Annotated in this window: 19 protein-coding genes; 9 read left to right on the top strand and 10 right to left on the bottom strand. The window is 32.8% G+C overall.

Features of this window, described 5'->3' with window-relative positions; all coding sequences use genetic code 11:
• Nucleotide 1: 1 nt before the first annotated feature.
• From H526_RS0105240 to H526_RS0105195, 10 genes are all read right to left on the bottom strand, one after another.
• Nucleotides 2-1006, bottom strand: a complete 1005-nt coding sequence (locus H526_RS0105240) for a sugar kinase (RefSeq protein WP_027392023.1) — start codon at nt 1004-1006, stop codon at nt 2-4.
• A gap of 18 nt (nt 1007-1024) precedes the next feature.
• Nucleotides 1025-1786 carry an SDR family NAD(P)-dependent oxidoreductase gene (locus tag H526_RS0105235; protein WP_027392022.1) on the bottom strand — a complete coding sequence of 254 codons (762 nt, stop codon included), beginning with the start codon at nt 1784-1786 and terminating at the stop codon, nt 1025-1027.
• Between the two features lie 71 nt (nt 1787-1857).
• Entirely contained in the window at nt 1858-3132 is a 1275-nt protein-coding gene (locus H526_RS0105230; protein ID WP_027392021.1) for an MFS transporter, read from the bottom strand.
• Nucleotides 3133-3136: 4 nt separating this feature from the next.
• Nucleotides 3137-3505, bottom strand: coding sequence for a cupin domain-containing protein (locus H526_RS0105225; RefSeq protein WP_027392020.1), 369 nt, complete (start codon nt 3503-3505; stop codon nt 3137-3139).
• Nucleotides 3506-3508: 3 nt separating this feature from the next.
• Nucleotides 3509-5773: a heparinase II/III domain-containing protein gene (locus H526_RS0105220; RefSeq protein ID WP_035084541.1), complete on the bottom strand. Its 2265-nt coding sequence runs from the start codon at nt 5771-5773 to the stop codon at nt 3509-3511.
• 35 nt (nt 5774-5808) lie between these two features.
• Nucleotides 5809-7359, bottom strand: a complete 1551-nt coding sequence (locus tag H526_RS0105215; RefSeq protein WP_035084538.1) for an IPT/TIG domain-containing protein — start codon at nt 7357-7359, stop codon at nt 5809-5811.
• 18 nt (nt 7360-7377) lie between these two features.
• Nucleotides 7378-9795 carry a polysaccharide lyase 6 family protein gene (locus tag H526_RS28370; protein ID WP_035084535.1) on the bottom strand — a complete coding sequence of 806 codons (2418 nt, stop codon included), beginning with the start codon at nt 9793-9795 and terminating at the stop codon, nt 7378-7380.
• On the bottom strand, nt 9795-11288 hold the full coding sequence (locus H526_RS0105205) for a RagB/SusD family nutrient uptake outer membrane protein (protein WP_035084532.1): 1494 nt from the start codon (nt 11286-11288) through the stop codon (nt 9795-9797). The genes H526_RS28370 and H526_RS0105205 overlap by 1 nt, the downstream gene beginning before the upstream one ends.
• Before the next feature lie 85 nt (nt 11289-11373).
• Entirely contained in the window at nt 11374-14520 is a 3147-nt protein-coding gene (locus H526_RS0105200) for a SusC/RagA family TonB-linked outer membrane protein (protein ID WP_027392016.1), read from the bottom strand.
• A 325-nt stretch (nt 14521-14845) separates the two neighbouring features.
• Nucleotides 14846-15559 carry a FadR/GntR family transcriptional regulator gene (locus H526_RS0105195; protein ID WP_027392015.1) on the bottom strand — a complete coding sequence of 238 codons (714 nt, stop codon included), beginning with the start codon at nt 15557-15559 and terminating at the stop codon, nt 14846-14848.
• Between the two features lie 889 nt (nt 15560-16448).
• Here H526_RS0105195 and H526_RS0105190 point away from each other — a divergent pair.
• Genes H526_RS0105190 through argB form a run of 9 tightly spaced genes read left to right on the top strand, consistent with a single transcriptional unit; the run spans nt 16449 to nt 24877 of the window.
• Nucleotides 16449-17090, top strand: coding sequence for a GNAT family N-acetyltransferase (locus H526_RS0105190; protein ID WP_035084529.1), 642 nt, complete (start codon nt 16449-16451; stop codon nt 17088-17090).
• Nucleotides 17078-18268 (top strand): argininosuccinate synthase, encoded by a 1191-nt coding sequence (locus H526_RS0105185; RefSeq protein ID WP_027392013.1) that lies wholly within the window; start codon nt 17078-17080, stop codon nt 18266-18268. Before H526_RS0105190 ends, H526_RS0105185 begins: the two co-directional genes overlap by 13 nt.
• The gene (argC, locus tag H526_RS0105180; RefSeq protein ID WP_027392012.1) at nt 18265-19242 is read left to right on the top strand and encodes an N-acetyl-gamma-glutamyl-phosphate reductase; all 978 of its coding nucleotides are present in this window, start codon (nt 18265-18267) and stop codon (nt 19240-19242) included. Before H526_RS0105185 ends, argC begins: the two co-directional genes overlap by 4 nt.
• A gap of 1 nt (nt 19243) precedes the next feature.
• Nucleotides 19244-20038 (top strand): pyrroline-5-carboxylate reductase, encoded by a 795-nt coding sequence (proC, locus tag H526_RS0105175; protein ID WP_035084526.1) that lies wholly within the window; start codon nt 19244-19246, stop codon nt 20036-20038.
• 6 nt (nt 20039-20044) lie between these two features.
• Complete coding sequence (locus H526_RS0105170; protein ID WP_027392010.1) at nt 20045-21184, top strand: aspartate aminotransferase family protein; 1140 nt, start codon at nt 20045-20047, stop codon at nt 21182-21184.
• Between the two features lie 2 nt (nt 21185-21186).
• The gene (locus H526_RS0105165) at nt 21187-22383 is read left to right on the top strand and encodes a glutamate-5-semialdehyde dehydrogenase (RefSeq protein ID WP_027392009.1); all 1197 of its coding nucleotides are present in this window, start codon (nt 21187-21189) and stop codon (nt 22381-22383) included.
• Nucleotides 22367-23155 carry a glutamate 5-kinase gene (proB, locus tag H526_RS0105160; RefSeq protein WP_035084523.1) on the top strand — a complete coding sequence of 263 codons (789 nt, stop codon included), beginning with the start codon at nt 22367-22369 and terminating at the stop codon, nt 23153-23155. The genes H526_RS0105165 and proB overlap by 17 nt, the downstream gene beginning before the upstream one ends.
• Nucleotides 23148-24098, top strand: a complete 951-nt coding sequence (locus tag H526_RS0105155; RefSeq protein ID WP_027392007.1) for an N-acetylornithine carbamoyltransferase — start codon at nt 23148-23150, stop codon at nt 24096-24098. The genes proB and H526_RS0105155 overlap by 8 nt, the downstream gene beginning before the upstream one ends.
• The gene (gene argB, locus H526_RS0105150; RefSeq protein WP_027392006.1) at nt 24095-24877 is read left to right on the top strand and encodes an acetylglutamate kinase; all 783 of its coding nucleotides are present in this window, start codon (nt 24095-24097) and stop codon (nt 24875-24877) included. The genes H526_RS0105155 and argB overlap by 4 nt, the downstream gene beginning before the upstream one ends.
• The last annotated feature ends 2 nt before the right edge of the window (nt 24878-24879 follow it).

Raw genomic sequence — 24879 nt, 5'->3', positions numbered from 1 at the left:
GTTATCTTTTTATTCGTCCTGATATATTACCTTCAATGATACTTAGTACATCAGCTTCTGTTACTAGATTAGCATCTCCTTCTATAGTATGCTTTAAAGCACAAGATGCATTAGCAAATTGCAATGCTTTTACATCATCATAGTGCAATAGACCTTGAATTAATCCTGCAGCATAAGCATCACCAGTACCAATTCGATCAACAACGTGTGTTATTTCTAATTCATTGGTTTCCGAAAATTCGTGTCCATTCCACATTCTAGCTTTTATCTTATGCCAGCTAGCATTAAGAGAAACTCTTGTTTTATCAAATACTCCTCTAATATTAGGATACCTTTGTAATAGAAGTTTACTGGCTTCGATAAAATCATCATTAGTAAAGGAGAAATTAGTGTTTAGAAGTTCATTAATTTCATTTGGACCTCCAATAAAAATATTGGACAATGCTACCAATTCATTAAGTATATTTTTTGCTTCATGACCATAATTCCAGAGACCACTTCTATATGCTGGATCTGCGGATATTGTAATTCCTTTTTTATTAGCAATTTCTAATCCTTGTTTTAGTGCTTTAAATGCATTTAGGGATAAAGCAGGGGTAATACCTGTCCAGTGGAACCAATCACAATTTTCTAGAGCTTTTTCCCAGTTAATTTCTTCGGGATTTATATTGCAAAAAGCGGAGTTAGATCTGTTATACGCTATAGTACTTGATCGCATGACTGCACCAACCTCCAGGAAATATAATCCCAGAGGATGACGCGAGTCAATAATCAAACCAGTATCTACTCCCAGTTTCTGCAAGTAGCTCTTTGCTGCATCACCAACAAAATCGTTGGATACTGCTGTAATATGTTGTGTATTGTTCCCGAATTGAGCGAGTGATATTGCTACGTTCGCCTCGGTTCCACCAAAGTAGTATTCTAATTGGTTAGATTGTTTTAATTTTTTGTTCCCTAAAGGAGCAATACGCATTAAAACTTCTCCAAAGGTTACTACTTTTTTCATTTTATATGTTTCTTTATATTAAATACCTAATGCTTGTCCACCACCAATCTGGATAGTTTCGGCTGTTATAAAAGCAGCATCATCACTTGCTAAGAAAGAAACTACAGAAGCTACATCTTCTGGTTGTCCTAATCTTCCTAACATAATGTTGTTTTTCCATGATGCGAAAACCTCAGGCTTTGTAGATTTAATTTGAGCATGAAATGGAGTATCTATAGTACCTGGTGATACCGCATTTACTCTAATTCCATATTCTGCTAAATCTTTTGCTAACGCTCTAGTAATTGCATTAACCGCAGCTTTTGATGTTCCATAAATTCCAGCACCAGGACCTCCTGCGGTCCATCCTGCATTCGATGTATAGTTAATAATTGAAGAATTTTCTCCTTTTTTCAAAAATGGGATAGCAGCTCTAGAAGCAAAAAATGTAGAATCCAAATTTAAGGCCATTACAGATCTATAAAATTCTGTAGTCATACCTTCAAATCTAGATCTTCCTCCTAATCCACCAGCATTATTTACCAGTAGGTCTATTTTACCATATTTTTCTCCAATAGCTACAATATTAGAAGTAACTGCTTCTTCGTTTGTAACGTCGAATCCGTAATATTCGGCAGTTATTCCTAGCGCTGTAAGTTCTTTGATTCTTTCAGCTCCTTTATCATCTTCTATACCATTTAAAACTACAGTATATCCATCGTTACCTAATCTCTTAGCAACTTCAAAACCAATTCCACCGGTTGCACCAGTTACAATGGCAACTTTTCCTTTTAAACTCATTTTTTCTTTTTATTAATTATAAATTATTGATAGTTGATTAATTTTAATTTACACCAATTTATACTGGTGTATTATTTTCTTACAGGTCCTATTTTTTTGATAAACAAGAAAATAGATAAGACCCCAAGTATTACAGAAACACATATTGCTATAAATGCTGGGGTATATGAACTTGTGGTAATCTGACCGACAAACCAGTTCATAATCATTGGCGATACTGCCGCTACAGTTCCTGCTAATCCTGCTAGTGTTCCAACAGAAGGACCTCTAAATAAGTCACTAGAAATCGTTTGGATGTTTCCAATCGCAAATTGGAATCCGAATAATGCTAATCCAGCAAGATATATGAACATCATAAAGTTCTGGTCTGTAACGAAGTTAATGATGGATACAAATGCGATTAAAATTAGAATACCTCCTAACGCAATTGTTATTTTTCTTGATGCATCTACAGAGAACTTTTTCATTAAAGCTTTTGTAAACATACCACCTATTATACTACCTGCAGCTGCCATTAAATAGGAAATCCAAATACTTTTAGTTTCTTCAATGTCAGATCCAAATTTTGCACCTAAATAAATAGGCATCCATCCTACAAAAAACCACCATATTGGTTCTATAAAAAATCTACAGAATAGAACTCCCCAAGATTCTTTATGGCTTAATATTTGGCCAATACTTAACCCTTTTTCTTTTACTTCATTCTCTGGCTCAACTTTTTCTATTCTATCTTTTATGATAAGTGCTCTTTCCTCATCAGTAATCCAGGGGTGCTTTTCTGGTTTGGCTTTATTAATAAATAACCAAGGAATTACCCATAATATACCAACAAAACCTAAGATGATATAGGTGGTTTTCCAACCATATTGTGTGTATAAGAATATGATAATAAATGGTGCAATTACATTTCCTATAGAAGCACCGGCATTAAAAATACCTTGAGCAATTGCACGTTCTTTTATAGGAAACCACTCACCATTACTTTTTACAGCTCCTGGCCAATTTCCGGCTTCTCCTAAACCTAGTAATACTCTAAAAATTGAAAGACTAACAAGTCCTCTTGCAAATGCATGAAAGACAGAAGCTACAGACCATACAATAATAGAAACTGTAAATCCTAAACGGGTACCTATTTCATCATACAATTTTCCGGAAGCAAATTTACCGATGGCATATGCAGCGAGAAAGAAGTTAAGCATTAGAGCATAATCGGAGTTATCCATCCCTAAATCCTTACCCATTTCGGGCCATAAAAGTGCAAATGCAGTCCTATCGATATAATTAATAACCGTTGCTAGGAAAATTAACACAATGATCCACCAACGTAATCCTTTTAGCTTAGTCATCTAATTACTTCTTTTCGTGTGAAATTTCTAAAAAATCTTCGCGTATTGGACTAAATACATCAATAAGAACTCCAGCTTCCAAACATACTGCTCCATGAGGAACATTAGGCGGAATAAAGAATCCATCACCTGCATTTAATACTTTTTTGTCATCTCCGATAGTAACTTCAAAACTTCCAGATTCAACATATGTAGTTTGAGAATGAAAGTGGTCATGAATGTATCCAATTGCCCCTTTTTCGAAGTTTACTTTAACCATCATTATATTAACATCATATCCGATCATTTGACGTGTAATACCTTCTGCGGCTTGTTCCCATGGTTTGTCTTTGGTTACAAAGAATACTTCACTCTTAATTTTTGAGTAGCTCATTGTTTAGTTAGTTTTTAAATTATAATTGCCTGTCCACTGATATGTTTTATTACCAATAGTCAATTCATGTTGTTTGTGTGGGTCGTGTTCTTGATTAACGACCGTTAGTGTATAACTTTCATTATTTTTGAATGTCACTTCTACGATAGTATAGTTATTATCAGAATAGATCAGTTCAATATTTTTAACATCAGAATGTGGATTTTGTACAGATTCTAATTTTGGATCAAAATTCCCGTGAGGTTCTATAATATTTACAAAAACATGATCCTTCTTGTTCTTTTCTCTTAGCATATATGACGCTTCATTTCTAAGATTGAAATTAGGATCGTTAGCTCCTAGACTCGCAAAGACCATATTACTTTCCTTATCTATTAGACTTGAGATAGAGTAGAAGCTATTTTGGTTTAACCAAGTTAGCGTTGCAAAATTTTGATCACTCTTACCTTCGGCTAGTTTCCATAGATGTTGGTATCCATTCTTAATTCCAAGTGGATCTAATGTATTTTCTTTGAGATACTCAAAATTAGTTTCCATTACTTGTCCTTGATACATAAAGTTTAGATCGTATTGATGAGCTTCTTTAGCAGTAATTGCATATACATCTATAACGAAAGGAGGTCTTTCTGTAGCTTCATTTTTAACTAAGGCCAGTGTTCTTTGCATATGAACTCCTGGGTATGCATTTTCTTCTTTAGCACTAACAATTTGAAGGTTATTATCTTTCAAGTTTGAAAAAAGAAGTTTTGGATTTACTTTACTCGATGCTTTTACGTTAGCTCCAAATTGAGAAGACTCATCTACAGTAACTGTATTATGCGCTATAGTTTGTTTTGCCCACGTTTTGTTTTCTGGTAGATATCTTCCTCCTTGTTTTGATTCTACATTCAAAAATCTTGCAGCGCCATAATCTTGTAAAATTTCTTGTTTTCCATCATACAGAAATATAGACAGTCGATCAAAATGACCATGTCCCATCCCTTGAGAAGCAAATTTAAAAACGGTAGTAAGTTTTTTGTCTTTTTTACCATTAGACATACGCAATAATGCTAAACCTCCATCGTTTCCATCTTTTCCGTCTGTAATTAATAGTGGTTTTTTTTCGTACGATTTTGGTTTGTAATCTTTCAAAGCTTTAGCTACCTCAAGCCCAGCACCTGATATGCTGACTTTTTTATGTGCTAAAGTAATAGGCAGTAGCGAGCTGTCTTTATAGTAGGCGTAGGCAATATTGCTGGCAAATATCAATTCACTGGTTAAATAGTTCTTTTCTTTTAATGCATCATTAAAAGGAAAAAATGCTCCATTTTCGTCAGTTAGTTGCAATACTGTGGTTACCGCTTTACCTAATAATTGATCTCGGTATTCAAAGATTTTAAGATCAGGTTGATTGATCTGGATAGCTTGAGCGAAAAGCATAAAAGGCATCATAGCATATCGCTGATAATAAGGACCTTCAGAATAGTATCCTTCCGGAGAAAAAAGCATATCTATCTGCTTAAGAAAACCTGTTTCTTTATCTTTATTACTACCGTATAAAGCACGGTCGACCATATCCTGATCTTTGAGAACATATCCTGTCATACCTACGCCCGCTACTGCCCAGGTTCCATGGTTATGTATTTTATTGAAGGTTTTTTTAGAATCAACACTAATAAATTCTGCTACTTTCTTAAAAACTTGGTCTTCTATTATTTTCTTATTTTCTTCAGAAATTACATCACTTACCAGATTATATGCTTGTATTGAATTAACTAACCAAACACTTTCATTTAATCCTTGCCAGAAAAGCTTTCCAGCTGGGTGATTTTTTTTACTTTTTGGATGTAAAGGTAAACTAGGATACATTTTAGCATACGCTAATAACATATCAGTAACAAACTTGGAGTATTTAGTGTCTTCAGTAATTATATATGAAATTCCTGCAGAATACATTTCTCCATAATTACGTTTGTGTTTTTCATGTGTATATCCACCACCAGGATCTTTTGGAATAGGCACTTCAATACCATTCTTAATTGCTTTGTCTGCTTTTTCTTTATGTTGTTCAAAGGAGACTTTTAAAACATCATTAGTGTTTAGTAATTTTTTTATTTCATTAGCTTCAGAAGTAGATAAAGAAAGTGTTGGTTTTTGATTTTTAATCTCTGTTTTGGTTGATGCTGTGTTTTCGTTTTTGGTACAGCCAAAACTTAGAATACTAAGAGTTAGGGTTAGGCAAAGAATGCCTAACCTTAACCGAATAGTATGTAAAGGTGATTGGATCATTTATAATATTATGAAAATTCGTTATTTATTGTTTTTTAACCTTGATCTTTCCAGTTAGTCTCATCCGTAATGGAAGCTGCTGAGTAATCTACAGCTCCAAACTCTGTTAATACTCTGTCGGTTACAATTATCCAATCGTAATCAGCTGATCTTGGTATATTATCAGAAGAGCTACCTGCTGTAAGACGGAAATGAAATCTTGAAAAATCTGCTGCACTATCCATAAAACCATTAAGTCTTACAGCAACTAATACCCATTCTCCTCCTGTGTCTAAAAGAGGACCATTAGATTCTCTACGCTGAGCACTTGAAGTTCCTAGATATATTTTTGTTCTACAGTTTGCTCCATTAATTCTCATCCAGAAATGTAATACAGGGTTTCCGCCAAATCTACCAGCTGGATCTAATAAAGCAGCTGATTCTTCTCCCATTTCTTCGGTTCCAAAATCATCGCTAAAATCATAACAATATATAGAGGCTAAAGTACTAGTAGTAGCTTTAGGGTAATCTAAATGTAAATATCTACTTCCAAAAGATTCTGTCATTCCTGGGAATCTTGGTTGTTCTGCTTCGTCTTCTCCTAATGATAAAACCACTTCAGTAGGATCACCATTCTTATTATCTCTTACAGTTTCTAAAGCTTTCGTATCAAAATCATAATATTCGTAATATGGTCCGTTGATGTATGGTATATTAAACACAGTTTGACGCATTTCTGTATCTGTAATGATAACTTCAGATATGCCTGTTGTTACTCCAGATGGAACCATAAAAGTTAAATCAGTAGGAGACGTAGTAATTGTTGCCTCAATACCATCGACTGTAACAGATGTTGTGAAATTGATATTAGCTCCTGTGATTGTTACCATATTATCTCTAGCCATTATTCTAGGCACATTATCTGGCTCTGGTGTCGGTATGTTAACTAAGAAAGAAGAACTTAATTCTTGTGCAATTTCTCCGCTATTACTATTATAAGTTAAATTAATAGCAACAGGATCTAGAGTTCCTGGGTTTGGCACAGTTACTACTATTACATCATTTTCTTGAAAAGATATAACACCAGGTACGCCTCCAAAAGTAACACTTGATACTACACCAAGATTAGCACCTTCTATAATTAGTAAATCATTTGCTGTAGCCTCACCAGGGATTGCACTTGTTACTGATGGTACAGGATACGATACAGTTAAACTTTCGGTAGAAGTAGCTGTAAATTCCAAGTTTTCTGCACCTTGTCTACTTAAATCATTGATAAGTACGATTTGTCCTGAAATAACAGCAGGGTCAATTCTTAGTAAAATTTGAGTATCACTAATTTTACTTTTAATTTCAGTAGGTATTCCACCTATGGTTGCTCTATCCACAAATTGAAGAAATTCCCCTTCTACAAGTACTTCTTCAAGTATTTCTGCACTAGATGGAGAAAAATTAGAGATTATTGGAGTTGCAGATTCGATTTCTTCCACAGTTTGATCCACTTCGATATCCGCATCACAAGACGAGGATATTACAAATATCAACATTAAACAGAAAACCAATAGACCTGCTAAGATTCTCTTAAAAGATGCTTCGTAATTTTTCATAATTCTATTGTGTTAATTTTATTTTTTAGTATCCCATTTCAGTCCAATATGTTGTTCTTTTCGCAATGGCGATTTTTCACTTGGAATGAATTTTTCTTTATCTTCCCATTTAGGGTTTTTATATATTACATTTTTTTCAGATGCTCCTTTTGTTGCTTTTACAGTGCCACAATCAAAAACGACACAGTTACTTATCGTATTCTTGCTTCCATTTAAGTTAACAGGGTTAATTACTTTGTAGCTTTTTTCGAAAACTGAATTTTTGATGTTTACTGTTACAATCCCCTTGGTTCTAAGCACGGTACCTTTTTCTACATTTCCCACATTACTAAACACAGAGTTTTGTACAGAAAGATTACCTCCTAAAGTAGATTCGTCAGTTCCTCCACGATAATAATTTAAAGCCCATTGTTCTATGTCTTTAAAAATTGTGTTATTAATACGTACTATTTGAGCACTATACTTTCCGAAACTTTCTTTTTCTTCTGAAAGATTAATTCCTCGGTATGATTTTTCAATTCTTGAATTAGCGATACTTAAAGTATCGGCAAAAGTTCCTTTGTAACCTTTGAAAAAACTACCCCCTTTTTTATTTCTAAAACCATGAATATGACAATTGTCAATAAATACAGAGTATGATTCGGCGACACCTTTGTCAGGAGAGACTACAGCATATTTTATAGGTGTTTTTAAGTTTCCAGAAATTTCTAAATTATTTAAGTGTAAACTATTACCACCTTCTACTCTAAAGAAATATGTTGGGTTTTTATCTAAACCTTCTTTTACTTTTAATATAGGTTTTTTACCGTTAGTATCTCCTTGAATAGTAATGTTTGTTGTAATTTTTATTCCTTTTTCTAGAATGTATTCTCCAGATTTTAATTTTAAAATACTACCGAAAGAAGCCTTTTTTAATGCCTTACGTAATGTTCCTAAACCTGGTTCTACTTCAATGATTTCTGATGTAGCCACAAGTTTCTCAGGTTTTGTTTTAGAGTCCCAAGAGGTTCCACTTCTAAGAACCAATGCCTTAGGGAACTTATTATTTCCTAGGTTATAAGCACCAGCAATGAAAGTAGTTCTTTTTGCTCCAGTAATATCCAGTTTAGGTGATTTAGCTTCAGGTTTCGAATTTTTGATTAATTCTTCGTTCGTTTCAGTTGGGATGTAAAGAATATCTTCAAATGTATCCCAATTTACTTTCATTTTTGTAAAGCCTTCTTGATCAAAATTTTTCTGAGTATCTAAAATATTCCCATAGAAATTAAATCCATCTATTTTATCATGTATTGTTGCTATATCACCATTTTTATCATTGTATATGATATTATTAGAAAAGGTTGTATTTATTGGGGTTAATGACCTTTCTTCATCACTACCAGCGCAAAGTTGAATTGGAGAACAATTTATGATAGTATTGTTCTGAATTTTTACATCATTAACTTGATGATATCTATTTGCAGGGCTATTAGGTACGCCATTCATTACAACTATTGGCCCTCTAAAACCATCACCTGTAAGATTCATCATTAAGTTATTTCTAACAACATGACCTGCATTTATAATTCTTATACCACCAGTATTTGGTTTTTGATTTCCTATAAATACATTACCTTCTATTAGGCACTTGTTTCCGTGTCTTAATGTTAAGACACCTTCACTTTCTAAAAAGAGATTGTTACGATATACGTTGTTACCTGATTTATTAGAAATAATTTCTAACTCACCATTACATTTTTCAAAAACATTATCTTCTACAATTGTTCTGGAAGATAATAATGAGTTTTTGCTAGTTCCAATTCTAATAGTTTCCCCACCATTAAAACCTAAAGTAGGTCTTTCGCCAAAATAATTATGATCAATTCGATGGTTGTTTTCTATATGCTCTTTTCCCTTTAACCATACAACTAGAGTAGTACCAGAGTTAATTTTTCCTACAAAATAGTTGTGATCTATTCTGTTATTTTTACCCCAAACACTTATCCATTTATAATCGATAGATTTTTTACTTGGATTGTAATATGTAATTGCACAATCAGTAAGCCTGGAGTGACTTGCATATTCTTTCGAATTTACTCTAAACGAAATCACAGATTTTCCAGAAGTGTAACCATTCTTAAACCACAACCCTTTGATTAATAAATGGGTTCCAGCTATTTTTAGGTTGGAATCCCCGGTAAGGATTACCTTACCGGATTCTTCTGCTTCTATAATAATAGGGTTTTCTGATGTTCCTTCACCTTTAGCTACTAATTTTACATCTTTCCATTCTCCATTTTTTAATATTATACGATCTCCTGCTTTTACAGATTTTATAGCATTATTGAATTCATCAACAGTTGCTACTTTAATCTCATTAGCAAAACATGTACATCCAATAAAGAATAGTTGAATGTATACTATTGTAGTAATGATATGTTGCTTATTTATAATCATTAATAACCTATATTTTGAGCTAAATTAGGGTTTAGGTCAATTTCTCTTTGTGGTATTGGTAATAGTAATTGAAAATCCGAAATAGGACTTGCATCAAGATCAGGATTGTCTGGATTGTTATAAGCAAACTCTGTTGTAAAATGTTCATTTATTACAGTCAAAGCTCTATTAGTTCTTAGTAGGTCAAAGAATCTATGATTTTCGAAAGCAAACTCAAGACGTCGTTCATTTTCTAAGGCTAATTTAAAAGCAAAGCTAGAGTTTACATCAGCTTCTAATAGATCATCTAGACCAGCACGTGTTCTTACCTTGTTTAGTTCGATTAAGGCTTCAGAAATTCCTCTAGCGTCTACATATGCTTCAGAAAGCATTAATAGCACATCAGCAAATCTTGTAACTGGCCAATCTACATCACCATCATCCAGTGCGTTAAATGCCGAATTGTATTTAGTAACGTGCTTGTTAAAGATTTCAGTTCCGTTAGTTGCAATATAACTGTCCGCCATGGATGAAGGTTTTCTTGAATCATTTATTAGATATAAATCGGATATATCTTCTGTAGGTACATTAAGTCCATCACCATTACCAAAAACTACGTTTCCATCACTTTGTAAAGGAGCAAAGAAGTTCGGAAAAGGGGAACCTAAACCTATAAGTCCTTGTTCATATCGAACAGAAAAAATTACTTCATTGTTTAATTCATCACCTGGTTCAAACAGGTTATCATAATCGGTAACTAGATCATTTATTCCTCTGTCCCTAACATATTCTAGTTGAGTAATTGCAGCTTCTAGATCTCTATCAGGATTCGTCAAATGAACTTTTCCTAATATAGTTCTTGCTGCTATTGCTGTTGCTCTACCGAATTCTGAATCATCATATTGTTCTGGTAAAAGTGCGATTGCATCTTCTAAGTCTTGAATAATAAAAGGATATACTTCTGATTGAGGTCTACGAGATAATTGAAAACCTTCTTCACCAATTAAAACTCTATCTACAATCACAATACTACCATATAACCTTGTTAAGTTAAAATGCATTAACGCTCTAAGAAATTTGGCTTCACCTTCATATTGATTTCTTAAGTCTTCATCAACTGCAACATCGATGTTAGCTATGATTCTATTAGCTAAAGCTATTGTTTTGTAACAATTAGCATAGTAAGCTTGATTTATCGAATTATTGGTATCTACTGTAAGTCGATCCAATGTAAAACGAGGAGCATCTGATTCTGGAGATCTATCTGGATTAGTAAATGTATTATCAGAACGAAGTTCTGTAATATTCCATTCTACTTCCATCACATCATATAAACTAGAATATGAAGCAATTACTCCTCTATTTAACTCTTCTTGGTCTTGATAGAAGTTGTCATCTGTTCTAAAAGAAGTTACTTCTTCTTCTAGATCACAAGACACCATCAATAATGTCAATGACAATGCATAAATATTAAAATTTATGAATCTATTTTGAAGTTTAAAAATATGTTTCATTATGTATATTTTTTAGTCCGTTATTTCATTCATTGGAATTAGCTTTTGCTAATTAAATATGAAATAGACTATCATTAATTGCTTTTTAGAAATTGATATCTAATCCAAGTGCTAGTTGCCTTTGCACTGGTGTAACTCCTCTTTGATACCCTCTGATCAAAACATTGTTTCTATCTGTGTTTCCTTCGGGATTATTACCTAAATAATCATCTGCAGCTTGATACCATAAATTTTGCCCAGAGATATAAATTCTCATTTTTTCTAATCCCATTTTCTTAGTCGAATGAGTAGGTATAGAGTACCCAAGTACTACTTCTCTTAATGATATATAAGAAGCATCTTGAACAGCATAGTCCGTTTCTAACCATGGAACACCAATTCTAATTCCGGGTCTACTAGCAGGGATATTTTCATTAAACCATTGGTCTTCTGCATATGTAGCTCCATATCGAGCAACTTCATTATAAAATGCTTCACCCCAAACAACTTCACCTCCTTGAGATCCTTGGAAAGAGAAATTAAGATCTAAGTTTCCGTATGTAAATGTGTTAGTGAAACCCCAAATAAAGTCGGGAAATGGATCACCAATTACAGTTCTATCATCTTCATTAATAACTCCATCACCGTTTACATCTACTCTTTTAAGTCCTCCAACTGCATCAGCAATACCACTTGGACTATTAGCTAAATCCTCAGCGTTCTGAAAAATACCATCAGTTTGATATCCATAAAATTGAATATATGGTTCTCCTACACGAGTAATATATTGATCAGTCCGCTCTCCATTATTAATTATTCTTTCAGATCCACCGAATGAAATAAGTTTATTTTCATTAAATGAGATATTAGCACTCCCTTGCCATTTTAATTTTCCTCTTCCAAGATTTGTAGATAAATCAAATTCCCATCCTGAGTTTTGAACTTTTCCAATATTATTCCATTGCTCATCAAAACCAGTTGAATTGGAAATTTGTTGTCTTAACAGAAGTTTTTCGGATAGCTTATAATAATAATCTACAGTAAGATTTACAGCACCATTGAAAAGACCTAGATCTATACCATTATTAAATTCTGTGTTTGTTTCCCAGGTAATATCAGGGTTTCCTTGTAAAAAGTCTACTTCACCTTGTCCTGTTGTTACGCCACCAGTATTTCCTATACTGTAATTTCCGAAATCTACTATGGTTGGTGCTAAGAAATCAAATAGGGCAGGAGCAGATCCACTAATTCCCCAACTAGACCTTAACTTTAGGTTATTAATTGTATTACCAATGCTATTTCTCCAGAAATTCTCGTTTGCAACATTCCATCCCACCGATACAGAAGGGAAAAATCCATATTTGTTGTTTTTACCAAACTTATTGAAGCCATCAGCTCTTCCTGCTAAAGATACTAAGTAACGATCTTTATAAGCATAATTAATCCTTCCTAAGTATGAAGATAATACGGTTTTATCTTTTAAAGTAAATGTATTATCTAGATCTATAATTGTTCCACCGTTAAGAGTCGTTATAGTTTCATCATCAAAATTAGTTATTCTAAGGTTGCTAAGACGTTCTGTCGTATTCTCATAGGTAATACCTAATAATAATCCAATATCATGACCATTAAAATCTCTGTTGTAGTTTAATGTATTCTCATTTATGTATTTAACAGTAAGCTGATCTGCTAAGATTCCTTCTGTTTCTCCGTCTCTATCACCATCAGAACCAAAATATTCTTCTCCCGTACGGTATCTCACATAACCACCTAATGAAGATCTTAAAGTAAGTCCTTGCGCTATTTTCCATTTCACAGAACCGTTAGCAAGTAATCTGTATTCAAAACGATTACGTCTACTGGCTTCCTGTCTAGAGATAGGATTAAAGTTAGATGAAGACCATAGGTTTTCTATATTACCAGTGTTTTCTGTTAGACCAGTTACAGGATCTACATAATCAAAATTAAGGTTTCTAAAATGTAAAGCATGTGCAAAACTTCCAACAGGCTGTCCTGTTAAGTCTGATGTATATTGATTATGTCTAACAGGAATCCAAGTTTCATATCTTCCGGTATCTGTAAAATTAATAGAAGATCTTCTTGTAAGTGTGTAAGAAGGATTTATTTTTAAATCAAAACTTAAGTTGTCAGATAATTTAGATTTAAGTCTAGCAGATAAGTTTAATCTTTCTAAATCGTTATCTTTTCTAAGTCCTTCATTATAAATGTAGTTGGCAGATATTAAGTAGTTTGTTCTACTTCCACCTCCATAAACGTTTAATTGATAATTGTCAATTCTAGCAGGATTTCTTAAAGCTTCATCTTGCCAGTTAGTAGGGCCACCAATGTTTTGAGCAATGGTTCTTTTTCCTATTTGAACATTATCATAGTTTACAAAATTAGGTTCTCTATTTTCTTGTTGAGCATTAAAATTTTCTACTAATTGATCTCTACTTCTGTCTAAGTCAGAAAATGCAATTGCATCTATGATGTCAATACTTCTTGCAGCTTGTTTAAAACCTGAAAGTGATTTGAACTCAAAAGAGGTTTTTTCAGCTTTTCCTTGTTTAGTAGTTATAAGGATAACACCATTCGCTCCTCTGGATCCATATATTGCGGTAGAACTCGCATCTTTTAATACTTCTATAGATTCTATGGTACTAGGATTTATAAACTGAAGTCCATCATCAAAAGGGAATCCATCAACAACAACAAGTGGAGCAGAACTAAGACTTATAGATCCAATACCTCTTACTATTATTTCTGGTTCATCACCAACATTACCAGTGGTATTTCTAATCTGAACTCCGGCAATTTTACCTTTTATACTGTTAGAAACATCAGAATAAGGCAATTCATCTAGATTGGTGTTTTCTAATTTGGATACAGAAGCTGTTAAACTAGATTTTTTCTGAACTCCATATCCTATAACGACAACTTGTTCTAGTTCGGATGCCTCTTCTTCTAGAGCAATATCAAGTGTAGTTTGATTATCGATTGCCACTGTTATGGTTTTCTTTCCGGTAAAAGAGAATGAAACGACATCACCTTTGTTTACCTTAAGTTGATAAAATCCATCAAAATCCGTAGTAGTTCCCGTATTGGATTTCAATATCAATACATTAACTCCCGGTATTGGTATCCCATCTTCCCGAGAAGTTACTGTTCCTTCTAATGTAATGCTATCTTGAGCAAGCAACGTACAATGAGATAGAACAATCAGGAAGACTGCTATAATCTTTTTGAAATACATAAGTAATTATTTTTGTTTTTTAATGCTTTAGTTTAAATCATTAATTGATTTGTTTTCAATTTTAAAAGCAAAACCTATTTTTTGTAATTACTTACTTTATAAACAAATCATAAAAAATCATAAACGGAATGACGTTTATCTATTTTTTATATCTTTGTTTTTATCTATCTATAAGTAATTATAGTAATGATTTTACTTTTTAAACTAAGTAAAGTTTCGAAAATAAAGGGATTAGTGTGGTAGCTGTCCCTTTTTTTAGTTTTTATTGTTTGTGTTACATATTCGATTGGTATTAGATTTATTTCCTTTATTTTTTTTGATTTTCTTAATCATAACAAAATTTATATAAATCTTTAAAGTGCTCTTCTAGTTTAGCAACCGCTCTATCTGGATCTTTATCTATAATGGCATCTATAATAGCTTGATGTTCTTTAATTAATAAATGATTTTCATCTTTATTACAAACTTTGTTGGCAACAAAGTGGGTAATGATTTCTGGAGTAATTACTAACATTAAAGAGTTAATAACACTATTGCCACTAGCTTCAGAAAGTTTAAGGTGAAACATTAAATCTTCCTCTACCGCATTTAGACCATTAATTGCTTTTTCACTGTAGGCTTCATGTGCTGCTTGTATTTGACGTAAATGTTCATCTGATCTTCTTGTGGCAGCTAATCTTACAGCATTTGTTTCCAGTATCAATCTTGTTTCTACCAAGGATTTAAAATCAGGTTCTTGTAATTGTAAAATATCAGTCATCATTCCGTTAAGTGCGGTAACTCCTATATTCGATACTCTTGTCCCACTTTGGGGATATTTTTTAACCAACCCATAGAATTCTAATCGTTGAATTGCTTGGCGTAATTGATTCCTACTTACACCTAACTTTTCGGCAAGAACTCTTTCTGCAGGAAGCTTATCACCCGGTTCAAGTTGCTTAGAAACAATTAATTCCCTAATTTTAGAAATAATTATATCTTCGGAACCTTTCTTGGAGTTGGATATAACTTCCGTTTCCTTCTCTATTTTTAATCGCATATACTGGGTTTGATTTTAACTGGTTGACCAATCTGGTTAACCAAAAGTATTGTTTTTTTTTATTATCACAAAATTTATATGTTAAAAATCTTATGAAAGTTTAAAAAAAGTAATGTTTTTTAACTAAAAACACATTCTATATCCTTTTCGTTTTGTGATATCGGTATTTTATAAACTACATATTTATTTATGGGATAGCTTGTTGTGATACCCCTTTAGTTCGGTTTTTTTAGAATTATTACCTATTATATTGTGTAGTTGAACAAATTATTTATTTAATCATCATAAATTATATTTTGTTTTAAGGTATTATTAAATCATTAATAATGAGTAAAATGTAAATTTATTATTGTTTTTTTAGGATTTATAAGGAATTGGGATGTTGATTTTATTAAAATGATAATTCTTTGATAAATTGGTTTTTTTATTTTAAACTAGAAATTATTTTTGCGTAATATTGTACCATCTAGTTAACGAAAGGGGCTACGGCCGACGATTTAGAGTTACTATTATGAAAACGCCAACATTTATTATTAGAGAAGTTAAAGTTCAATCCTTGAACAAATCAGTTGATATTAATATATCATCTATACGCCGTTTTCGTCGCCCCTTGGGGGTTTAAAATTATTATGAAGTAGGTGCGTCCTACTTCCCTTAGAAAAACATTCCTTTTTTCGATTTAGTTATTAATTCCTTTTAAAAGAATATTCTTTTATAATTGGTTTTTGACATAAACTACATTCGCATCTTCTCAGGAATCATATCTTTTAAATTTTAAGTATTGACACTTTTTTGATATTTATAATTCATGTACAAAATGAATTTTTATCAATAGAAAAGTTGTTCATAATTGCATCTGGCATTAAGAAAGAGTTATAGAAACAAACGGATGAAACGGATAGAAATAATCATAGCCACTAATGATCATCTTGAATACGCTCAGGAGATTTGTGATGTAATATCGGATTCTGCTAAAGTAAGAGGTACCGGTATTGCTAAACGAACACCTGATTATGTTAAAGGAAAGATGGAAAATGGAAATGCAATTATAGCATTGTGTAATGGAACGTTTGCAGGCTTTTGTTATATAGAGGTTTGGGGTCATGAAAAATATGTTGCGCATTCAGGTCTTATTGTACATCCCGATTATAGAAATCAGGGATTAGCCAAAAGAATCAAAGAATTTACTTTTAATTATTCTTTAAAAAAGTATCCTGATTCTAAAGTTTTTGGAATTACTACAGGACTAGCCGTGATGAAAATAAATTCAGATTTAGGATATAAACCAGTTACATTTTCAGAATTAACCAATGATCCTAAATTTTGGGCTGGATGTAAGACTTGTACAAATTACGATATATTAAAAGCTAAAGATCATAAAATGTGTTTATGCACTGGTATGTTATATGACCCTTCTACTGAAGTGAAGAAAAAAGAAAAATGGTACGATAAAAAAGTATTAAAAAGATTAAAGAAAATAAAACAAACAATGCTAGCAAGCAATAAACAGTTGTTGTTATGGAAAAAGTAGTAGTAGCATATAGTGGAGGTTTGGATACCTCGTATTGTGTAAAATATTTAATTCATGAAAAAAAATTAGAAGTTCATACGATATTAGTAAACACAGGCGGATTTTCTGATGAAGAGCTCATACAAACCGAAAAAAGAGCGTATGAGTTAGGAAGTAGTTCTCATGTAAATAAAACAATATTAAACGAGTTTTATCAGAAAGCTATTAAATATCTAATCTTTGGTAATGTATTAAAAAATAATACATATCCTTTGTCTGTAAGCGCTGAAAGAATTTTTCAGGCAATTGAAGTAATTAATTACGCAAAAAAAGTTGGAGCAAAATATATCGCGCACGGAAGTACGGGTGCAGGAAATGATCAGATTAGATTTGATGTGATTTTTCAGACATTGGCTCCAGAAATTGAAATTATTACTCCTATAAGAGATTTAAAACTTTCTAGACAAGAAGAAGTAGAGTTTCTTAAAAAACATCAGGTACACTATAGTTGGGAAAAGGCGCAATATTCTATAAATAAGGGTATTTGGGGAACGAGTGTAGGAGGTAAAGAGACACTTACATCTAAAAATGCTTTGCCAGAGGATGCATATCCAAGTCAACTGAAAAAAGAAACAGAAGAAACGATCACGTTAAATTTTGAAAAAGGAGAATTAATTGGTTTAGATGGAATCAAAGATGAACCAGTTAAAAACATTCAGAAGTTAGAAGAATTAGCAAGCGCCTTTGCTATAGGTAGAGATATTCATGTAGGAGATACTATTATAGGTATAAAGGGAAGAGTTGGTTTTGAAGCAGCAGCACCTTTGGTAATAATCAAAGCCCATCATTTACTTGAAAAGCATGTGTTGACAAAGTGGCAACAATATTGGAAAGAACAATTAGCTAATTGGTATGGTATGTTATTGCATGAAGGTAATTATTTGGATCCTGTAATGCGAAATATTGAAGTATTTCTCGATGATTCTCAGAAATCAGTTACAGGTGACGTAATCGTAAAATTAAAACCATATCATTTTACTTTAGAAGGAATCGAGTCAGAGTTTGATATGATGAAATCGGATTTTGGTCAGTATGGTGAGATGAATAATTCTTGGACTTCTGATGATGCTAAAGGTTTTATAAAAATCTATGGGAATGCCAATAAGATATATCACAATGTAAATCCTAGTGAGTCATGATAAAAGTAGGAATTATAGGAGGGTCTGGATATACAGCTGGTGAATTATTAAGATTGTTGGTTCACCATCCAGAAGTTGATTTAGATTTTGTGTTTAGCACGACTAATGCAGGTGTACCTGTTAGTAAACAGCATGTTGATTTATTAGGAGATATCACTCTTTCATTTACAGATACAATCAATCTAAATGTAGACGTTTTGTTTTTGTGCCTTGGGCATGGAAGATCTAGAGCTTTTTTAGAAACAAATACATTTTCTGAGACCACCAAAATCATTGATTTAGGAAATGATTTTAGGTTAGAGGGGGATCATAAATTTCAAAATAAAGATTTCGTATATGGTTTGCCAGAATTACAAAAGGACAAAATCACGTCTGCGCAGTACATAGCAAACCCAGGATGTTTCGCAACAGCCATTCAATTAGGTTTATTACCACTTGCATTTTCGGGTAAATTAATAGATACCGTTCACGTAAATGCTACTACTGGGAGTACGGGAGCTGGAGTAATGCCTGGTGGTACTACACATTTTAGTTGGAGAGATAATAATTTTTCTAGTTATAAGGTTTTTACACATCAACATTTGGATGAGATTCATCAGAGTATAAAACAATTGCAAACTAGTTTTGAATCTCCAATTCTCTTTATTCCCAACAGAGGTAATTTCAGTAAAGGGATTTATGCTACAATGTATACTAGATATGACGGATCCGAAGAAGAGGCTAAAGAACTTTACAATTCTTTTTATAAGGATGCAAAATTTACAGTTATATCAGATCAAGAAATTTATTTGAAGCAAGTAGTAAATACAAATAAATGTATTATTCATGTTACTAAAAAAGATGGGATGTTATTAATTACTTCTGTGATTGATAATTTGATTAAAGGAGCTTCTGGACAGGCAATTCATAATATGAATCTAATGTTTGGATTAGAAGAAAAAATAGGTTTAGAATTAAAAGCAAGTGCGTTTTAAGATGAATAAAATAACGATCATAGGAGGAGGTAATCTAGGTAAATCTATAATATCTGGATTGGCAAATAGTGATTTATTTGAAGCGAAAAATATTACCGTAGTAGATAAATCAAAATATAATTTAAAAGAAGTAGAAGAAAAGCTAAGTGTATCAACATCGCAAGATATTATTACTTCTATAAAAGATGTTAAATGGGTAATCTTATGTGTGCAACCTCGACAGTTGAATGCTGTTTTACAAGAGATTAAAGATGTATTAAGTAATGATCAAATATTAATTTCAACAGTTACAGGTACTTCTATTGAAGAAATTAATGAGGTAGTTCCTAGTAATAAAGTAGTTCGGGTAATGCCCAACACTGGAGCGTCAAAAAAATTATCGATGACTTGTATTGCAGCTAATGATAATGTTAAAGAAGAATTATTGGTTGTAGAAAAGATGTTTAACACTATTGGAGAGACCTTAGTAATTGAAGAAAGACTGATGCAAGCAGCGACTGTTCTTGGAGCTAGTGGGATCGCCTTCTTTTTAAGATTTCTTAGAGCAATGATACAAGGAGGAATCCAGATGGGATTTCATCCACACGAAGCCCAGATAATAGCAGTGCAAACAGCCATAGGGGCGGCAACCCTGGTGGCGGAAAATGGTACCCATCCAGAACGAGAAATTGATAAAGTGACTACGCCACAAGGATGTACAATAGAAGGGTTAAATGAAATGGAGCATCAGGGATTGAGCTCATCCGTTATAAAAGGGGTAATGGCTTCTTATGAGAAAATTAATACTATAAAATAAAGTGCTATGAAACTATTTGATGTATACCCACTTTATGATGTCGAACCTGTTAGTGCGCATGACAGTATTGTTATTGATAAAAATGGTGTAGAATATTTGGATTTATACGGAGGACATGCAGTAATTTCAGTAGGTCACGGGCATCCACATTATGTTAAAAGATTAAAAGAACAGATAGAAAAAATCGGGTTTTATTCGAATGCTGTTCATAATAGTTTGCAATCAGAATTGGCAAATAAACTAGGCCAATTATCTGGATACAAAGAGTACCAGTTGTTTTTATGTAATTCTGGAGCTGAAGCAAATGAAAACGCATTAAAATTGGCTTCTTTTTACACAGGGAAATCGAGAGTTGTTTCTTTTCAGAATGGTTTTCACGGTAGGACTTCTGCAGCAGTTGCTGCGACAGATAATGAAAAGATCAATGCTCCTTTAAATCAACAACAAAAAGTTACTTTTTTACCATTAAATAATTTAGAAGTTGTAAAAACTGAATTAAAAAAAGGAGATGTATGTGCCGTAATTATAGAACCTATACAAGGAGTTGGAGGTTTAGATGAAGGAACTACTGAATTCTTTAAGGGATTAGAAGAGTTGTGTAAAGAAAACAACGTAGTTCTTATTCTAGATGAAGTACAAGCTGGATTCGGAAGGACAGGTAAATTCTTTGGACATCAGCATCATGGAATTACTCCAGATATTATCTCAATTGCTAAAGGTATGGGAAATGGTTTTCCTATAGGTGGAATTATGATAGCACCACATATAAAACCTAGTTATGGGTTGTTGGGTACAACTTTTGGCGGAAATCATCTTGCTTGTATAGCAGCATCTTCGGTTTTAGAAATATTAGAGACAGAAAACTTAATAGATAATGCTAGACTAACTGGTGATTATTTTGTTTCTCAAGCACTTCGTCTTCCTGGAGTCAAAAAAGTAAAAGGTAGAGGGCTAATGTTAGGTTTAGAATTTGAGTTTGAAGTAGGAGACCTTAGAAAAAAACTGATCTATGATCAGCATATTTTTACTGGTGGAGCGATGAATAAGAAGTTGTTAAGAATACTCCCGCCACTAACAATTGGAAAATCTGAAATAGACCAATTCATTAAAGCGTTACAAGATATTTTGGTGTTACAAAAGATATGATTATGAGCATAGTGTTAGATATATCACAAAGAAATTCAGTATTGAAAAAGATGGCAATTTTAGTGGATCAAAACCGGGATGAAATACTAAATGAAAATCTTAAAGATCTTAAATCTTATCAAGGGAGTGATCTTGCAATGGGTGACCGTTTAAAAGTGGATGACCATAAAATTGAAGTGATGATTGCTGCTCTCAAGCAATTGGCATATCAAGAAGATCCAATTGGGGTAGAGCGATTCCGATTTACTCATGATAATGGTATGCAAGTGTACAATAAAACAGCACCTTTTGGGACAGTATTGATTATTTATGAATCAAGACCAGATGTAACAGTTGAAGCAGCTGGAATTGCATTTAAATCAGGAAATAAAATTTTACTAAAAGGAGGAAAAGAATCCTTACACTCTAATCTTGCAATAGCAAAACTTTGGCATCAAGCACTAAAGGAAGAGACTATCTCTTTAGATTGGATTACATACTTAAATTATAATAGACTAGAGACACAATCTTTTCTGGAAAAACCAACGCAAAATGTGGATTTAATTGTCCCTAGAGGAGGAGAAAGATTGATTGCATTTGTAAAGGAACACGCTACTTGCCCTGTAATTGTTAGTGGAAGAGGTAATAACTTTGTCTATGTCCATAATGAAGCGGATAAGGCATTGGCTTTGGATAATATTATTAATGGAAAAACTGATAAAATTTCAGCATGTAATGCAGTGGATAAAGTTCTAATTGATAAGAATCTTCCTAATAAGGAAGATTTCGTGAAAAACCTTATTACAACTCTTAAAAACTTCAATGTAGAAATATTAGGGGATACTTCTTTATCCAAATATGAAGAAGTTTTACCTATATCTGATAACAGTATTTGGCAAGAAGAATTTTTGGATTATAAGATAGTTATTGGAGAAACAGAGAATGCGCAAGAAGCAATTTCTACAATAAATGAATATAGCGGGGGACATTCTGCAGCAATTATTACAAGAAATCAGATAGAAGCTGAGACTTTTATGACCAACGTAGATTGCGCCGCAGTATATCATAATGCTTCTACAAGATTTACCGATGGTTTTCAATTAGGTTTAGGAGGAGAATTAGCAATAAGTACAGATAAATTGCATCAAAGAGGTCCAATAGGATTACAGCATTTGGTTACTAATAAATGGTATATACATGGTGATGGACAGATCAGATAAAAAGCGTATCGTACTAAAGATAGGGTCTAATGTTTTAACCAAAGGAACAGATCATATATCTAGAGGTAAGATAGAAGATATAGGTAAACAGATTGTTGCTTTACAAGATGCATATGAATTTGTAATTGTTAGTTCTGGTGCTATTGCTGTGGCTAAACAATTTGTGAATTTAGAAAGTAATGGGAAAGAAATTAATGTAAAACAAGCATTGGCATCTATTGGACAGCCTCATTTAATGAGGATTTTTCAAGAAAGTTTTAGAGATCTTGGATTACTAACATCCCAATGTTTATTGTCTTACTCCGATTTTGAAAGAGAACAATCTAAGAGAAATATAGTAAATACAATAAATGTATTAGTGGCTAATAATTACATACCTATCATTAATGAAAATGATACTGTAGCTACTGATGAAATTAAATTTGGAGACAATGATAAATTGGCAGCATTGACAGCTTGTTTATTAGAAGTAGATTTATTAGTGATAGCTACAAATACCAATGGTATTTGTACTAAAGAATCAATAGAGAATGAAACCTTTAAAACAATAGATGAGGTGTATGATATGAAAGAATTAGCGGATGAAATTGTTTCCTCTATCTCTACACACGGAACTGGAGGAATGCAATCCAAAGTGCAGGCAGCGAGTATTACCCAAAATGAAGCCATAGAAACTTGGATTGTAAATGGGTTAGAAGATAATTTTATGGTAGATGCGATAGATAAGAAAGTTCCTTTTACCAAAATAGTTAAAGCAGTGTATAATGAATAATTACTTTTCAATAAAAGATGTTGATTCACTTGATACTTGGGTGAATGAAGCGATTGAATTAAAACAAAACCCTTTATCTAATAAGGTTTTAGGAGCTGATAAAACAATAGGTTTGTTGTTTTTTAATCCTAGTTTACGTACGCGTTTAAGTACTCAAAAAGCTGCTTTAAACTTGGGGATGAATGTAATTGTAATGAATTTTACGGGAGAAGGTTGGTCTCTGGAATATGGTGATGGTACAGTAATGGATCAAGGTAATTCTGAACACGTAAAAGAAGCAGCCCAAGTAGTCTCTCAATATTGTGATGTATTAGCAATTAGAGCATTTGCTAAACTAGAAAATAGAGAAGATGATTATAAAGAAAATGTACTAAAAAATTTTATGGTACATGCAACTATTCCTGTAGTTAATATGGAAAGTGCAACTGGTCATCCTCTACAAGCATTAACTGATGCAATAACGATCACGGAAAATAAACCAATACATAAACCAAAGATTGTATTATCATGGGCACCGCATCCGAAAGCCTTACCGCAGGCAGTTGCAAATTCTTTTGTAGAAATGGTGCAGCAAATGGAAGCAGATTTTGTAATTACCCACCCTGTGGGATTTGAGTTAGCCAGTCATATTACTAATGAGGTGCCCATTGATTACAATCAAGAAAATGCATTGAAAGATGCAGATTTTGTGTATGTAAAAAACTGGAGCTCATATGCCGAGTATGGAAAAACATCTCAGGATCAAAACTGGAAAATTACTGAAGAAAAAATGAAATTAACTAATAATGCTAAGTTCATGCATTGCTTACCAGTAAGAAGAAATGTAGTTGTAGATGATGCGGTAATTGATAGTGATAATTCCATTGTGATAGAACAGGCAAATAATAGAACATATGCTGCTCAATTGGTTTTAAAGAAAATTCTAGAAAAAACTAAGGGATGAAAAAACAAAAATTGTTAGTAGCTAAGATTGGTGGTAATATTATCGAAGACAAACATGTTTTGGATTCATTTTTGGAAGATTTTTCAAAAATTGAAGAGCCCAAAATATTAATTCATGGTGGTGGTAAATCAGCAACGAAGTTAGCTTCAAAATTAGGAGTTAAGACAGAAATGATCGATGGTCGTAGAATTACTTCTTCGGATAATTTAGATATTGTAGTAATGACATACGCAGGTTTATTGAATAAGACCATCGTTTCTGGCTTGCAAAAATATAATTGTAATGCGTTAGGGTTAACAGGTGCAGATGCAAATGTAATTGTAGCGGATAAAAGACCTCCACAATTTGTTGATTATGGATATGTTGGTGATGTTACAAATGTAAGTGGTAAGACTATCAAAGGGTTTTTAGAATTAGGAATGACACCAGTTTTTTGTGCTGTAACACACGATAAGAATGGTCAATTATTTAATACTAATGCGGATACCATTGCCTCAGAAGTTGCTTCAGCGATGGGAACATATTTTGATGTGTCATTATTTTATTGTTTTGAATTGAAAGGAGTTTTGGAGGACATAGATGATAAAGAATCTGTTATTGAATATATTGATTTAGAGAAGTATACAGAGTTAAGAGATTCCGAGGCAATTTCGGATGGGATGTTACCAAAATTGAAGAACTGTTTTGATGCATTACAAAAGAACGTACGTAAAGTACATATAGCAAATGCAGATTTTATAAAAGATAATACGATAAAACATACGACTTTAAGTCTATAAAA

Origin of the sequence: Aquimarina latercula DSM 2041 (assembly GCF_000430645.1) — a bacterium.
Taxonomy (GTDB): domain Bacteria; phylum Bacteroidota; class Bacteroidia; order Flavobacteriales; family Flavobacteriaceae; genus Aquimarina; species Aquimarina latercula.
Note: the sequence above shows the minus strand (reverse complement) of the source record. Positions and strands in the feature narration are given on the sequence as shown.

Coding starts and splice junctions, on each gene's coding strand:
- H526_RS0105165 (WP_027392009.1), top strand. CDS start 21,187: ATGAGCATAGTGTTAGATATATCACAAAGAAATTCAGTATTGAAAAAG.
- H526_RS0105240 (WP_027392023.1), bottom strand. CDS start 1,006: ATGAAAAAAGTAGTAACCTTTGGAGAAGTTTTAATGCGTATTGCTCCT.
- proB (WP_035084523.1), top strand. CDS start 22,367: ATGGACAGATCAGATAAAAAGCGTATCGTACTAAAGATAGGGTCTAAT.
- H526_RS0105200 (WP_027392016.1), bottom strand. CDS start 14,520: ATGTATTTCAAAAAGATTATAGCAGTCTTCCTGATTGTTCTATCTCAT.
- H526_RS0105215 (WP_035084538.1), bottom strand. CDS start 7,359: ATGAAAAATTACGAAGCATCTTTTAAGAGAATCTTAGCAGGTCTATTG.
- proC (WP_035084526.1), top strand. CDS start 19,244: ATGAATAAAATAACGATCATAGGAGGAGGTAATCTAGGTAAATCTATA.
- H526_RS0105225 (WP_027392020.1), bottom strand. CDS start 3,505: ATGAGCTACTCAAAAATTAAGAGTGAAGTATTCTTTGTAACCAAAGAC.
- argC (WP_027392012.1), top strand. CDS start 18,265: ATGATAAAAGTAGGAATTATAGGAGGGTCTGGATATACAGCTGGTGAA.
- H526_RS0105170 (WP_027392010.1), top strand. CDS start 20,045: ATGAAACTATTTGATGTATACCCACTTTATGATGTCGAACCTGTTAGT.
- H526_RS0105235 (WP_027392022.1), bottom strand. CDS start 1,786: ATGAGTTTAAAAGGAAAAGTTGCCATTGTAACTGGTGCAACCGGTGGA.
- H526_RS0105220 (WP_035084541.1), bottom strand. CDS start 5,773: ATGATCCAATCACCTTTACATACTATTCGGTTAAGGTTAGGCATTCTT.
- H526_RS0105205 (WP_035084532.1), bottom strand. CDS start 11,288: ATGAAACATATTTTTAAACTTCAAAATAGATTCATAAATTTTAATATT.
- H526_RS0105185 (WP_027392013.1), top strand. CDS start 17,078: ATGGAAAAAGTAGTAGTAGCATATAGTGGAGGTTTGGATACCTCGTAT.
- argB (WP_027392006.1), top strand. CDS start 24,095: ATGAAAAAACAAAAATTGTTAGTAGCTAAGATTGGTGGTAATATTATC.
- H526_RS0105195 (WP_027392015.1), bottom strand. CDS start 15,559: ATGCGATTAAAAATAGAGAAGGAAACGGAAGTTATATCCAACTCCAAG.
- H526_RS28370 (WP_035084535.1), bottom strand. CDS start 9,795: ATGATTATAAATAAGCAACATATCATTACTACAATAGTATACATTCAA.
- H526_RS0105155 (WP_027392007.1), top strand. CDS start 23,148: ATGAATAATTACTTTTCAATAAAAGATGTTGATTCACTTGATACTTGG.
- H526_RS0105190 (WP_035084529.1), top strand. CDS start 16,449: ATGAAACGGATAGAAATAATCATAGCCACTAATGATCATCTTGAATAC.
- H526_RS0105230 (WP_027392021.1), bottom strand. CDS start 3,132: ATGACTAAGCTAAAAGGATTACGTTGGTGGATCATTGTGTTAATTTTC.